15 protein-coding genes are annotated in these 13,134 nt (G+C 73.9%); 9 read left to right on the top strand and 6 right to left on the bottom strand.

The genetic code is table 11. The features are described 5' to 3' along the window. Positions 1-51: 51 nt before the first annotated feature. The gene (locus tag FLL47_RS37120) at positions 52-1,281 is read left to right on the top strand and encodes an MFS transporter (protein ID WP_144127339.1); all 1,230 of its coding nucleotides are present in this window, start codon (positions 52-54) and stop codon (positions 1,279-1,281) included. 64 nt (positions 1,282-1,345) lie between these two features. Here FLL47_RS37120 and FLL47_RS37115 read toward each other — a convergent pair whose 3' ends face one another. Both FLL47_RS37115 and FLL47_RS37110 read right to left on the bottom strand, forming a co-directional pair. Beyond that, entirely contained in the window at positions 1,346-2,050 is a 705-nt protein-coding gene (locus tag FLL47_RS37115) for an HAD family hydrolase (RefSeq protein WP_144127338.1), read from the bottom strand. Positions 2,051-2,266: 216 nt separating this feature from the next. Continuing rightward, entirely contained in the window at positions 2,267-2,887 is a 621-nt protein-coding gene (locus tag FLL47_RS37110; protein ID WP_144127337.1) for a class I SAM-dependent methyltransferase, read from the bottom strand. Between the two features lie 118 nt (positions 2,888-3,005). On the opposite strand from FLL47_RS37110, the gene FLL47_RS37105 reads away from it, so the two are divergent. From FLL47_RS37105 to FLL47_RS37090, 4 genes are all read left to right on the top strand, one after another. After that, complete coding sequence (locus FLL47_RS37105) at positions 3,006-4,118, top strand: serine/threonine protein kinase (RefSeq protein ID WP_144127336.1); 1,113 nt, start codon at positions 3,006-3,008, stop codon at positions 4,116-4,118. Between the two features lie 133 nt (positions 4,119-4,251). Continuing rightward, entirely contained in the window at positions 4,252-5,196 is a 945-nt protein-coding gene (locus FLL47_RS37100; protein ID WP_186316138.1) for a hypothetical protein, read from the top strand. 10 nt (positions 5,197-5,206) lie between these two features. Beyond that, the gene (locus tag FLL47_RS37095) at positions 5,207-6,340 is read left to right on the top strand and encodes a sensor histidine kinase (RefSeq protein WP_144127335.1); all 1,134 of its coding nucleotides are present in this window, start codon (positions 5,207-5,209) and stop codon (positions 6,338-6,340) included. After that, positions 6,337-6,978 carry a response regulator gene (locus FLL47_RS37090; protein ID WP_144127382.1) on the top strand — a complete coding sequence of 214 codons (642 nt, stop codon included), beginning with the start codon at positions 6,337-6,339 and terminating at the stop codon, positions 6,976-6,978. The genes FLL47_RS37095 and FLL47_RS37090 overlap by 4 nt, the downstream gene beginning before the upstream one ends. Positions 6,979-6,990: 12 nt before the next feature. Here the strand turns inward: FLL47_RS37090 and FLL47_RS37085 are convergent, their stop codons facing one another. Beyond that, positions 6,991-7,527, bottom strand: coding sequence for a MarR family winged helix-turn-helix transcriptional regulator (locus FLL47_RS37085; protein ID WP_144127334.1), 537 nt, complete (start codon positions 7,525-7,527; stop codon positions 6,991-6,993). Between the two features lie 20 nt (positions 7,528-7,547). Between FLL47_RS37085 and FLL47_RS37080 the strand changes: the two genes are divergently transcribed. Both FLL47_RS37080 and FLL47_RS37075 read left to right on the top strand, forming a co-directional pair. Then, positions 7,548-8,834 carry a glycosyltransferase gene (locus tag FLL47_RS37080; protein WP_144127333.1) on the top strand — a complete coding sequence of 429 codons (1,287 nt, stop codon included), beginning with the start codon at positions 7,548-7,550 and terminating at the stop codon, positions 8,832-8,834. Positions 8,835-8,843: 9 nt separating this feature from the next. After that, positions 8,844-9,266: an NUDIX hydrolase gene (locus FLL47_RS37075; RefSeq protein WP_144127332.1), complete on the top strand. Its 423-nt coding sequence runs from the start codon at positions 8,844-8,846 to the stop codon at positions 9,264-9,266. A 94-nt stretch (positions 9,267-9,360) separates the two neighbouring features. Here FLL47_RS37075 and FLL47_RS37070 read toward each other — a convergent pair whose 3' ends face one another. After that, complete coding sequence (locus FLL47_RS37070; RefSeq protein ID WP_144127331.1) at positions 9,361-9,816, bottom strand: hypothetical protein; 456 nt, start codon at positions 9,814-9,816, stop codon at positions 9,361-9,363. Positions 9,817-9,968: 152 nt separating this feature from the next. Here FLL47_RS37070 and FLL47_RS37065 point away from each other — a divergent pair, with 152 nt between their 5' ends. Next, the gene (locus tag FLL47_RS37065) at positions 9,969-11,114 is read left to right on the top strand and encodes a Kelch repeat-containing protein (RefSeq protein WP_144127330.1); all 1,146 of its coding nucleotides are present in this window, start codon (positions 9,969-9,971) and stop codon (positions 11,112-11,114) included. A 99-nt stretch (positions 11,115-11,213) separates the two neighbouring features. On the opposite strand, the gene FLL47_RS37060 is transcribed toward FLL47_RS37065, so the two are convergent. After that, entirely contained in the window at positions 11,214-11,984 is a 771-nt protein-coding gene (locus tag FLL47_RS37060; RefSeq protein ID WP_144127329.1) for a hypothetical protein, read from the bottom strand. Between the two features lie 114 nt (positions 11,985-12,098). Then, on the bottom strand, positions 12,099-12,614 hold the full coding sequence (locus FLL47_RS37055) for a DinB family protein (protein ID WP_144127328.1): 516 nt from the start codon (positions 12,612-12,614) through the stop codon (positions 12,099-12,101). A 189-nt stretch (positions 12,615-12,803) separates the two neighbouring features. Here FLL47_RS37055 and FLL47_RS37050 point away from each other — a divergent pair, with 189 nt between their 5' ends. Further along, the gene (locus FLL47_RS37050; protein ID WP_144127327.1) at positions 12,804-13,109 is read left to right on the top strand and encodes a hypothetical protein; all 306 of its coding nucleotides are present in this window, start codon (positions 12,804-12,806) and stop codon (positions 13,107-13,109) included. The last annotated feature ends 25 nt before the right edge of the window (positions 13,110-13,134 follow it).

Below are 13,134 nucleotides of genomic sequence, written 5' to 3'. Positions count from 1 at the left end.
CCGGCCCCAGCTGTCCACCCTGCAGACCCTCGTCAACCGGCGCGAAACCTGATGGCCACCCGCACCCAGACCACCGTCGTCGACCTCGCCGGCGTCGTACAGGGCATCGTGCTGGTCACCATCCCCGCCGCCAGCACGATCCTCACCGACCCCGCCCACTACGGCCTCAGCAGCACCCAATACGGCGCCATGTTCGCCCCACAGGTCATCGCCGCCATCGCCGCCGCCCTCGCCGGTGCCGGCCTCGCCCGGCGCCACGGCACCCACGCCGTCTACCTCGCGGGCCTCGCCTGCTCGCTGGCCTCCATGATCCTGCTACTGGCCAGCGCCGCCGTCATGCACCAGCAGAACCTCGCCTATCCGCTGCTGCTCGCCGCCACCGCGTTCCTCGGCGCGGGCTTCGGCCTCGCCGTGCCCGCGCTCAACTCCCTCGCCGCCGCGTTCCACCCCACCGGCGTCGACAAAGCCGTCCTCATCCTCAACGCGCTGCTGGGCCTCGGCACCGCCCTCGCACCCGTCTTCGTCGCCATCTTCGTCGGCCTCGGCTTCTGGTGGGGCCTGCCGGTGCTGTCCACGCTGCTGCTCATCGCCCTGCTCGGGGTCAGCCTCCGGCTGCCCATGCACACCGGCGCGCGCGCCGCCGCCACCGCCGCCCGCGGCCACATGCCCGCCCGGTTCTGGCTCTACGCCGCCTTCGCGCTGCTCTACGGCATCTGCGAGACCATCAACGGCAACTGGGCCCAACTCGACATGACCACCAGCGTCGGCGCGTCCGCCACCACCGCCGCCCTCGCCCTCACCGCGTTCTGGGCCATGGTCACCCTCGGTCGGCTCCTGTTCGCCGCGATCACCCGGTGGCTGCCCGCCCGCGCCACCTTCCACCTGCTGCCGTTCGCCCTCGCCGGGGTGTTCGGCATCATCGCCACCCTGCCCCACGGCCACGCCGTCCAAGGTGTGCTCGCCTTCGGTGCCGCCGGGCTGTGCTGCTCCGCCCTGCTCCCGCTCACCATCAGCTTCGGCCAGGGCGAACTCACCGGCTTCTCCGCCGCCGTCGCCGGCGGTGTCATCGCCGCCTACCAGCTCGGCTACGGCATCGCCGCCTTCGGCGCCGGCCCGCTCGTCGACGCCGGCACCCCGCTGTCACACCTCTACGCCATCGCCGCGTTCGTCGCGATCGCCATGGGCCTGCTGTCCTTCGCGGTCGCCCACCGCCAGCGCTCACCCCGGGTCCTGCACCCCGTACCCGCACCGGTCCACATGCGCGCGCAGCCGACGGCATGACCTGTACGAACCCCCCGCCGCCCACCGCCGTCCGATCCGACGGCGTCGCGACGCGCGGACGGCTCTACGCCGCGCTCGCCCCGCGCTGCAGGACGCCCCGACCGACGGGCATCTCACCCAGCAGGCCGGAAAGCTCCGCCAGCGAACCCACCACCGGACCCGCCCACACGCTGGACCGGTCGACGAACTCCGCCGTACGCACCACGGCCGCACCCACCGCGGCGGCTCCCGCCAGCTCGCCGTCCGCGCCGTCGCCGACGAACACGCACCGCTGCGGCGCGACCCCCAGCGCCGCCGCGGCCGCCTGGTAGATCCCCGGCTCCGGCTTGGCCACCCCGGCCACGCACGAGAACACCGCCACGTCGAACCGCCGCGACAACCCCGAACTCGGCCATGCCTCGGCGACCTCGGCCGTCGCATTGCTGACCAGCCCCAGCCGCCAACCCGCCGCACGCAAGCCGTCCAGCGCCACCAGCGTGCTCGCCGGCGCCGAATTCAGCAGCCAGGACGCCAGCTCCAGCCGCAGCGCGGCCGCGCGCGCCACCTGCTCCGGCGACGGGTCGCCACCCAGCCGCCGGGCCAGCAGCCGCACCGTCTCCTCCGCGGACCACCGCACGAGCCGGTCGCGCCACGTGACGTGATACGCCAGCACCAGCGCGGTCGGCTCCACGCCGACGATCTCACCCATTCGCGCCACGACCCGGTCCCGCTCCGCATCAGCACCGTCGAGCAGCGTATGGAACAGATCGAACAGAATGGTCCCGGGCACGGCCGAAGGCTACCAGCCCCGACCGGTCGCCGACCCGGCGTTATAACCACCGTCACCAGGCGGGACGCGGCCGCGGTCACGGCGGCGGCTCCCCGGGCGGCCTTCGCTGTCGTCGGCCCGAGGAGGCACAGCGCCAGGATCACGCAACAAGTGCAAATCGCCCGAACAGGACGCTCCTGGCCGGGTGAGCCGCGGTAGGCAGTCCCCGTGCGCCGCTCACCGCGGTCGGCGGAGGGTGAGCGACTGGAACTTGAACTCGCCGACGGCGACCACGTGGAAATCCTCGACCTCGAAGGACCTTCGCGCGGACGCCAGCAGCGCCTCGTCGGTGCGCCAGGCGAAGAACCGCCGCGGCTCGTGCTGGTCGGTGTCGAGCTCGCCCTCGTGGTGCCGGCCGCCCCACACCCCGACATAGAACAGGCCGCCGGGACGCAGCACGCCGCGGATGTTGTCCAGCACCGTCGGCAGGTCGGCGTCGGGCACGTGCAGCAGGCAGTTCAGCGCGTACACCGCGTCGACGGACTCTCCCGGCAGGCCCAGGTCGAGGAAGTCGGCCACCCGGGCGTCCACGCCCTTTGCCCGGCAGCGCGCCACCATCTCCGGCGACAGGTCGACGGCGACGACCTCGTAGCCGGCGTCCATGAAGAACCGGCTGTCCTGCCCGGTTCCGGCCCCGACCTCCAGCAGGCTGTGCCGGCCTTCCTCCCGCAGCCGTGCTTCGAACGCCGCCCGTTCGGCGACCGTCCACGGCTCCTTCTCCAGAGTGTCTCGCGCGGCGGCACCGCCGTCGTAGGCCTGCCGCAGCCCAGCAAGCACATCGTCGTACCGGATGCTCATGTCCTCCCCGTTCTGGTGCGGGGCTCAGCGTATGGGCGTCCGGCGGACCGTGCCACCCCGTCGCCGGCGAACGGACGTGCTACCGGGCTCGGCCGCCAGCGACTACGCTGCGCAGTTGATGTCCACACCGCACCCCGATGAGACGACCCGGCCCTGCGCGTACTGCGGCAAGCCGGTCGCGCAGCGCGCCGCCGCGGGGCGGCCGTTCCGCTACTGCCGTGACAACGACGGCGCCTGCCAGTCCGCCGCCCGCAACAGCCGGCTGCGCCACCGCAACTCCCCCGGCCTGGCCGGGCAGGTCGCCAAGGCGTACGAGGTCGTCGAGAAGCTGGAACAGGTCGCCGAGACGCTCGCCGAGGCGCTGGAGGCCGAGCTCTCCCCCACCGGCGTCGAACGGCAGCTCGCCGAGGTCCGGGCCGAGGCGGCACACCAGGTCGCGGGCGCGCACACCGAACGGGACGAGGCCCGCCACGAGGCCGAACGTGCTGCCCGGGCCGCCCGGGAGGCCGCCGAGGCGGTCATTCGGGTGAAGACCGAGTCCGAAGTCGCGGTGCGCGAGGCCGAGCAACGCGCCGAGACGGCCGTCCGGGAAGCCCGCGACGCCGCCCAGGCATCGGTCGCGGCCGCCGAGGCTCGCGTCGCCGAGCAGCGAGACCTCGCCGAACAGGCCGCCAGGGCAGCCGCCGAGTCCACCCAAGCCGCTGTCGCGGCGACCGCCGAACGCGACACCGCCCGGCGCGAACACTCCGCCGCGGAAGCGCTGCGCGTCGAGGCCTACCGCGACCGCGACGCCACCCGCGCCGCGGCCGACCAGGTGCAGGCCGCGTTCGACCTGGCCCGCGCGGCCGCGGAGGAGGCCGGGCGCGAGGCCGAAGCGTCGAAGGCCGAACTGCTCCGCGCACAGCAACACGCCGCAGCTGCCCGGACCGCGGCCGAGGCGGTACGGCACGAGCAGGCGGAACAGCTCACCGCACTGCGGGCCGAGCTGGCCACGGCACGGAACGCGGCCGCGACCGCGGAGGCCGCCCGGTCGGCCGCGGAGACGCTGGCGCAGCAGCGGCAGACCGACGTGACCGTGCTGACGGTCCAGCGGGACGCGGCCGTAGCCGAGGCCGCGGCGCTGCGGGCGCGCGTCGACGAGCTGACCGGCCAGGTCGGACAGCTGGCGGGCACCCTCACCCAGCTCACCGCCAAACTGACGGTCCCCGCCCAGGCCGAGGCGACCACCTGACGGGCTGATCACCCCGACGCCGGCCGGGGCCGGTCGGCCTCCTGCTGTCGGAGGAGGCCCGGCCGGTGGCAGGAGGGCGATCCGGCCTCACGGCAGGAGTCGCGGCGGGGCTGCGTCCGCGAGCGTCGAGGCCATGAATCCTCTCTCGCGTACCATCGCTCCGCTACGCGCGGCACTGCACGGCAGCCGCGCCCTCACCTGGCTGTCCGCGGTGATGGTGGCCCTGCTCCTGGTCGCCGTGGTGGGCCTGGTCCTCGACGACCGCACCGTCGGCGGGCAGCCCGTCTGGCTGAAACCGGCCAAGTTCGCCGTCTCGTTCGTCGTCTACGGGCTGACTCTTGCCTGGCTTCTCGGCCACCTGCGGCGTGGGCAGCGGGTCGCGCGATGGTCGGCGTACGTCATCGTGTTCATGTCCGTGCTGGAGGTCGGCATCATCGTGTTCCAGGCCGCGCGCGGCCGCGCCAGCCACTTCAACGAGGCGACGCCGCTGGACGAGGTCCTGTGGCGGGCCATGGGCGCGACGATCGTGGTGCTGTGGGTGGCGACCGTCGTGCTGACCGTGCTGCTGTGGCGCGACGGCATGCCCGACCGGGCGAGCACCTGGGCGGTCCGGCTGGGCATGCTGCTGCTCCTGCTCGGCCTGCTGCAGGGGTTCACCATGGTGGTGCCCACCGGGGAGCAGCTGGCGCTCGACGAGCAGGGTGTGGACACGCTGATGGGCGCACATGCGGTCGGGGTGAGCGACGGCGGTCCGGGCATGCCGCTGACGGGCTGGAGCACCACGGGCGGTGACCTGCGCATCGGGCACTTCGTCGGCATGCACGGACTGCAGGCACTGCTGCTGTTCGCGATGCTGCTGCCGGCGCTGGTCACGGACGTGGTGCGGCGTACCCGCCTGGTGTTCGTGTTCTCGTTCGCCTACGCCGGGCTGCTCGTCCTGGTCACCTGGCAGGCCCTGCGCGGTCAGCCGCTGCTCGCGCCGGATGCGCTCACGCTGGCCGCGGCGGGCGGGCTGCTCGCGGCCACCGCGGCCGCCGGGCTGGTCGCGTGGCGGCCGCGGGTGCCGGTGTCCGGTTAGGATGGCCGCCATGCTGTGGGTGGGGCGGCTTTTCGAGGAGCGGTACACCGCGGTCCGCCTCACCCTCGTGGTCCTCAGCGGCATCGGCTACCTCACGCTGACGCCCGAGGGCCGGTCGGTGAGCGTCGTCGACCTGGCTCTCGCGATCGGCGTGCTGCTGTTCGCGTACATCGGGGTGCGGTGGCCGTTCGCGTCCGTCGTCTGGGTGTCGCTGCTGCTCGGGCTGGGCTCCTTCGTCGGCGGTGACAACGACACGGTGCCGACGGTGGGACTGGCCTGGGCGATGTTCGAACTGGGCGCGCGCCGCGGCGGCTGGCGGGTGTGGACCGGGCTCGGGCTCGGCCTGGCCGCGCACGTCGTCTCCGACCAGAACGAGTTCGCCGGCCGCCCGCAGACCGTCGCGTACGGCGCCGCCGCCGCGGTGGCCGCGCCGCTGCTGCTGGGCCTGCACGTGCGGGCGCTGGGCGAGCTCAACCGGCAGGCCGCCGCCCGCGCCGCGCAGGAGCAGACGCAGGTGCGGGCGGACGAGCGCACCAGCATCGCCCGCGAGCTGCACGACCTGGTGGCCCACCACGTCGCCTCGATCGTGCTGCGGGTGGCGGTGGCGCGCGACGTACTGCGGGTGGACGACCCGCGGGTGCGCCAGGTGCTGGACGACGTGCACGCGACCGGTTCGAGCGCCCTGGCCGACCTGCGCAAGCTGGTCACGGTGCTGCGCGATCCGGGCACCGCGCAGCAGGTGTTCTTCGTCGACCCGCAGGGTCTGCCGGTGGCGCTGCAGGCCGCCGTGGAGCGCAGCAACGGCATCGGCCTGAACGTGCAGGCCGACATCGACCCCGAGGTGATCCGGCTGGACTCGCGTACGGCGCTGGCCTTGCTGCGCCTCACCCAGGAGGGACTGGCGAACGTGGCCAGGCATGCGGGCACGGCCGCCCGGGCGCGGCTGTCCATCCGCCTCGGCGGTGACGAGGTGGCCTTCGACCTGCGTGATTTCGGCGGTCCCGTGTCGCCGGGCCTGCCCGGTGGCGGGCACGGGCTGGTGGGTCTGCGGGAGCGGGTCGAGGTGCTGGGCGGCAGGTTGCAGGCCGGGCCGGTGGACGCGGGGTGGCTGCTGTCCGCGTCGCTGCCGAGGGCCGCCGCGTGATCCGGGTGCTGCTCGTCGACGACCAGCAGCTGGTCCGGGCCGGGTTGCGCATGCTGTGCGAGTCGGTGCCGGACATGCAGGTCGTGGGTGAGGCCGCGGACGGTGCGGCCGCGGTGCGGCTGGCCGAGCAGCTGCACCCCGACGTGGTGCTGATGGACCTGCGCATGCCGGGAGTCGACGGCACGGCGGCGACGTCGCGGATCCTGGCGCAGCGCCCGTCGGCCCGGGTGCTCGTGCTGACCACGTTCGACGACGACGATCACCTGTATCCGGCGCTGGCCGCGGGCGCGTGCGGGTTCCTGGTCAAGGACGCGAGCCCGGACGAGCTGCTGGACGGGGTGCGCCGCGCGGCCGCCGGCGACAGCCCGTTCAGCCCGGCGGTGCTGCGCCGCCTGGTCGAGCAGGCGGTACGCCACCAGCAGGCACCGGTGGCCGTGCCCGCCCTGCCGGGCGTCACCGAACGTGAGCGCGAGGTGCTCGCGCTGGTCGGCCAGGGCCTGTCCAACCCGGAGATCGCGGCACGGCTGCACCTCGGGGTGACCACGGTCAAGACGCATGTGGCGAACCTGATGACGAAGACGGGCAGTGCCAACCGGGTGCAGTTGGCCGTGCACGCCGCGCGCTCGGGCACGCGGTAGGCACGGGACGGGTCAGCCCCTCGGCCGGGGCGCGGGCTCGGCGCGGGCGGCGGTCGCCTCGGCGCTGCTCCGCGAGGTCCGGTCGGGGCGCTGGTCCAGGGCGGACACCAGGCGGTCGGCGAGCGCGGCGAAGGTGTCGAGTTCGGCCGCCGACAGGGCGGTGAACCAGGTCGCGACCGCGGCGTGGTCGCCGTCGTCGCGGGCGGCCCAGTAGGACCGGCTGGCCGCGGTGACCGCCAGCAGCTTGCGGCGGCCGTCGGCAGGGTCGTCGCGCACCTCCAGCATGCCTTTGCGTTGCAGGGCCTGCACGAGTTGGGCGACGTTCTGGTGGGTGCTGCCCAGACCCGCGGCGGCCTGTTTCAGCGAGGGTGTGCCGAGGGCGCCGACCAGGGTCAGCAGGGCCGCCTGCTGGGTGGTCAGGCCGTCGGCGCGCAACCGCTCGTCCATCAGGTATCGCAGCCGTTGGGCCAGGTAGAGGGTGGCACGGAAAGCGCGGACGGGTGGGGTCAGGTCGTCGTCGAGGAACGGGGACTTGTCGCGTGTGGACATGCGCAATATATTACCTAACTATGGCCGTCGAACACCAGATCGCGCTCATGCCGCACTGTGGTTACCTGTCCGAGACCTCCCGGATGATCGAAATCTACCGGGCGCTGGCGCAGCGGGGCGCGAGCGTACGCATGGTCACCCACGGCGGCACCTACGAGACGCTGCTGCACGCCGCGGGCATCCCCTACGACGTGGTCGGACCGCACATGAGTCCGGCCCGCTCGGCCCAGGTCGTCGCGAACGCGACCGGGCTCGGCGATCCCCGGCAGAGCATCTACCCCGACGACGAGCTGGAGACCTACGTCCGCGCCGAGGGGGCATACTGGCGCGCGCACGGGGTGCGGACCGTCGTGACCGGATACACCCTGACCACGATGCTGTCCACGCGCCTGGCCGGTGCCGCGCTGGTGACCGAGCACGCCTGCTGCTGGGTCCCCGCCGCGTTCGAGCGCGGCCTGGTGCCCGCGCCGACCTGGCGCGCCGCCCGTCACCTGCCCGGCCGGGCCGGACGGGTGATCGCCAACCGGATCCTGCCCCGCACCCGCTTCTACTGCGGCGGGTTCAACCGGGTCGCGGCGCGCCTCGGGATCGAGGGGGTGCCCAGCCTCGGCGCGCTGGTCCTGGGCGACCTGGCCCTGGTGCCCGAGGTGCCGGAGGTGTTCGGCGTGCCCGCCGCCGAGCTGGCGGCGTGGCGGCCCCGCGGCCGGCACCTGCGCCCGTCGACCCGGCTGCGCTACAGCGGCCCGCTGTTCGCCCACCTCGACATCGGCCTGCCCGACCACGTCGCGGACTTCCTCGACCACCCCGGCCCCACCGTGTACGTCGCGGTCACCTCGACCTCGCCGCGTTTCGTCCGGCGCATCGTGCAGGCCCTGCGGCCGCTCAGGGTGCGCCTGCTCGTCGCGGGCACCGTGCACGACCTCGGCGACCTCGCCGACGAGCGCACCTGCGTCGGCGGCGTGCTGCCCAGCCACCTGGTCATGCCGCGCGTCGACCTCGCGGTTACCGCGGGCGGACAGGGCAGCGTGCAGACGGCGATGGCCTGCGGCACCCCGCTGCTCGGCATACCGCTGCACGCGGAGCAGGACCTCAACGTCGCCCTGGTCCAGAAGGTCGGTGCGGCGTCGGCGATCGCGCCCCACCAGGCCGGCACGCCGCGGTTGGCTCGCGAGACGGCGCGGATGCTGACGGACCCGTCATACCGGGCGGCTGCGCGGCGTATCCGTGACATCTACGCCACCGTGGACGGTCCGGGCAACGCCGCCGACGCGGTAATGCAGCTGACCGCGCAGCGGTCGGCCGTCTAGGTTCCGGGCATGACCTCCATCAGAAACATCGCCCTCGCCGTGCCCCGGCGCGGTGACGACGTGCTCGTGTTCCGGGGCCATGACCGGACCCGCGACCAGACCTTCTACCGGCCGCTCGGCGGCGGAATCGAGTTCGGCGAGACCGCGGCGCAGGCCCTGCATCGGGAGATGCGTGAGGAGCTGGCCGTCGAGCTGACCGGAGTACGGCTGCTCGGCGTGCTGGAGAACCTGTTCCAGGCGTACGACCGGGCAGGCCACGAGATCGTGTTCGTATTCGCCTGCGACCTGGCCGACCGCTCACTGTACGAACGCGACCACGTCGGCGAGATCCTCGACGACGCCGGGACGCCCGTGCTGTGGCGTCCGCTGAGCGGCTTCGGCGACATCACGCCGCTCTACCCGGCGGGGCTGGCAGACCTCCTCGCGAAATGAACGGGGGCGCGAGGCGGCGGCACCGGTCCCGTCCGTGGTGGACGACCACGGCGGGACCGGCGGCCGCACCAGTCGATCAGGACGGCGTCCGCGCCTAGTCGAGCAGCCAGTTGCGCAGCTGGCCGCCGTACGGTGTCAGCAGGAGCACGGCGATCCCCGCGCACAGCAGCGTGCCGGCGAGCAGGTTCGCCGACGCGCCGCGGCTCAGGTTCCCGCGCTGGCCGGCCAGCTGGGCGAAGCCGATCAGCGCGCCCGTGAAGCCGAGCAGGACGATCAGCGACGTCATCACGATCCACCGGGAGATCTCGACGAGCCAGGCCAGCGGGTTCCACACCGAGTCCGGGCCGACGGGCGGGTTCCAGTCCTTCGGGTCGCCGTAGCGATCCCGGCTCGGGCCGGCCAGACCGGCCCAGTCCCCGGTGCCGACCGCCGCGGCGAGCAGCGGCGACACCGCGCCGAGCAGGAACACTGCGACGATCGTGTACTGGAACCACGCGATGAGGTGCCGACCGCGCCGGGTCTGCGCGGCGTCCGACGACTGCACGTCCATCCGCGGCAGGTTACGCGACCGGCATCGATCGCGCTGACCCGCTCCCGAAGACGGGACCGCCGTTCAGCCGAGGCGAAGAGGCAAGTCCCGTCACCCACCCGATCCCTGCCGGAAACGGGAACCTTCGGCCGCACCGGACGGTCCAACCGCGCATGACTCGTGCCACGACCGCCGTCGTGCTGGCCGCCGTGCTGGCCCTGGCCGCCTGCGCGGCGCCACCGTCGCAGCAGGAGGGCTCGCCCGCGGCCGGGCCGGGGTGGCGGGCGCTTCCCGGGTCGCCGTTGAGCCCGCGCGCCCAGGCACTCGGCCTGTGGACCGGCCGCGAGGTGCTGCTGATCGGCGGCATCGACGAGCCGTGCCCGCCGGGCGCCGACTGCGCGGGAGACCCCAGCCCGCTGCGCGAGGCCGCGGCCGTGGACCCGGACACGGGCCGCTGGCGCGGCCTCGCCGAAATGCCGGTGGCGCTGCGCTGGATGCACGGCGTCGTCGTCGGCGGCACCGCGTACGTGCGGGGGCGCAGCACCGGCGAGGACGAGGTGCTGCTCGCGTACGACATCGCGGCCGACCGGTGGGAGCGTGCCGCACTGCCCCCGGCGGCCGAGTCGGTCCTGGTCGCGGCGGGGAACATGCTCGTGGCGATGCGGGGCAGCGAAGAGACGGCGGCAGGTCCCGACTACCGCTACCGGCCGGACACCGGGCGCTGGGCCGAACTGCCCGCCGACCCGCTGGGCGCGGGCTTCGACCGGACCATGGTGTGGACGGGCCGGGAGCTGGTCCTGTTCGACCGCGAACTGGTGCCGAACCCGGGCGCGGACAAGCCCGCCGTGGCCCGCGCGGCGTTGCTCGACCCGGCCCGCGGCACGTGGCGGCGGCTGCCGGATTCGCAGCAGCTGTCCACCGGCCCCTGGCTGGTCGACGGCCGCAGGCTGGTCAACCCGTCGCTCGGTGGCGCGGACGGCGGCCAGGTCGGCAACTGGGGACGCACCTACCACAACGGCGGGGTCCTCGACCCGGCCACCGGAACATGGTCGGCGCTGCCCGATCCACCGCCGGCCGAATGGGGCGGCAGCGCCTTCAACGCGACCTCTGCGGTGTACGCGAGCAGCTCCGGCCCGGTCCTGAACGCCGCGACCGGCAGGTGGAGCGTGCTCCCGCCGCTGACGAAGGACGAGGTCACCGGCCACACCGTCGTCGCGGCGGGCAACCGGCTGCTCGTCTTCGGCGGCGCGCGGTGGCCGGAACAGACCCGCGCCGAGCTCAGCGCGCAGACCTGGTTGTGGGCCCCACCAAGTCGGTAAGTCAGGCGTTCCCTCGGTCGCGTCCTGGTTCGCCGGGGCGACGCGACACCGTGAGGGCCAGGTGGACCGGTCGGGCGGCACTGCCCGGCCGGTCCGCACTCAGCGCGTGGCCGGGACGGTGGCGACCGGGTATGGCGCGTCACGCAGCAGGGCGGTCAGCAGCGGCCACGCCGCGTCCCGCCGCCGCGCGGGTGTGCGCAGCACCGCGAGCCCGGCCGGGGTCCGGGTCAGGCCGGCCCGTCCCTGCTGGTACACCTCGACCGACGGGTGGCGGTCCGCGGCCCGCACGACGGCGTCGGCGAACTCCCCGGTGGCCGGCCCCAGGTCGCAAGCGAGCACGGGCACCCCGCGGGCCGACGCCTCCGCCATGGCGAACTCGGCCGCATCACCCGGGGCGTCGGCGCCCACGAGCAGCACGGGCGCGTCAGGCGCGGTGACGGCCCCGCCGGGCACGCTGAGCACCGGGCAGCCGGCCCGCCCGGCCAGCCGGCTCGTGGCGCCCGGGTGGCCGGGATCGCGGCCGGTCACCAGCATGGCCGCGCCGGCCGCCTCACGCAGCATCGCCCGCGGCAGCGAGCGGGCGGTGCCGTGCAGGGTGACCATGGTGCCGGGGTGGTCGTGGCGCAGCCGCCCGACGGCCTCCCGGGCGAGCCCGGCCGCCGGGTCCTGGTCCTCGAAGGCCGCGGGCGGGCACACTCCCATCGCCAGGTGGCTGGTCCACACCGGCATCCCCCGCCGCACCAGCACGCGCAGCCCGGTGTGCTGTGCCGCAGCCTGGTCGGCGGCCATGCCCAGCGCGGCACCGCCCGCGGTGTCGTACCCGGCCACCACCGGTTTCGCCGCCTGCGCCGCGTCCTCGATCGTCGACATGGGCTTCCCCTTTCCGTGGGTGAGCCCTCAACGCTGCGCACCTGCCGTTTCGGGCGGGTGAACCACCGGATAAAGGCACGCGAGTGCTGGTCACACGGGCCACCAGGGCCACGGTCACCCCATGGTGCGCTGGCCGTCGATCGTTTCGCGGATGATGTCGGCGTGCCCCGCGTGCTGCGACGTCTCGGCGATCAGGTGCAGCGCCACCCGCCGCACCGACCAGCGCGCGCCCGGCTCGAACCACGGCGCCTCCGGGAGCGGGTGCGCCGCGTCGAGGTCGAGGGTGGTCAGCAGCCCGTCGGTGTGCCGGGCCACCTCCTCGTATGCCTTGAGCAGCCCCTCGACCGTCTCGCCGGCGGTCATCTTGAACCCGTCGGCCCAGTCGACCTCGCCGTTGTCGTCGGCGCCCATCCCGGCGGCCCCGCCGACCGCGAAGCCCATCCACTGCTTCTCCATCGCGGTCACGTGCTTGACCAGGCCGCCGACGCTGAGTGCGCTGGCGGTCGGGGTGGCCGCGGCCTGCTCGTCGCTGAGCCCCTGCGCGGTGTAGCGCAGGAAGAAGCGGTGCTTGCCCAGCGTCTCCAGCAGGTCGGCGCGCTCGCCGGTGACGGTCTTGGCGGATACGGACATGGTGCAACCCCCATCGTTCGGCTGATACGGCCCCACCATATGGGTGGCATCCGACGTTCCGGGGCGTGCCGCCACCCGAACGGGTTGCATTGTCGCCATGTATGGCGGGATGACGGCAGCGAGTGATGTACCGATTGCAGTGGGTAGAGAGGGTTTCGCCCCGGCCCGGACCCCGCTAACCTCCTCCGAATGACTGTCTCGGTACGACGTTTGGCCGTACTCGTACACGCCCTTCTGGTGATCCCGCTGGTCGCGGTGTTCGTGGTGGTCGGCTCGGGGGATCCCAGCGGCGGCTCCGGCTTCGGCACCGTGCTGCTCAGCATTCCGGTGCTGCTCGGCGGTGCTCCGTGGAGCATCCTCACCGCCCAGTTCACCGAGCACGCCTCCCCGGGCGTGTTCGAGTTCCTCGTCGCGTTCCCGGCGATCCTCAACCTCGCCCTGCACGTGGGTGTCGGCGAATACCTCGCCCGCAGGCGCGAGGCCGTCGCCGCCTGATCCCGCTTCGGCGGTCGGGGTCGCG

Origin of the sequence: Catellatospora sichuanensis (assembly GCF_007483665.1) — a bacterium.
Classification (GTDB): Bacteria; Actinomycetota; Actinomycetes; order Mycobacteriales; family Micromonosporaceae; genus Catellatospora; species Catellatospora sichuanensis.
This window is presented reverse-complemented; position numbering and strand designations above follow the sequence as displayed.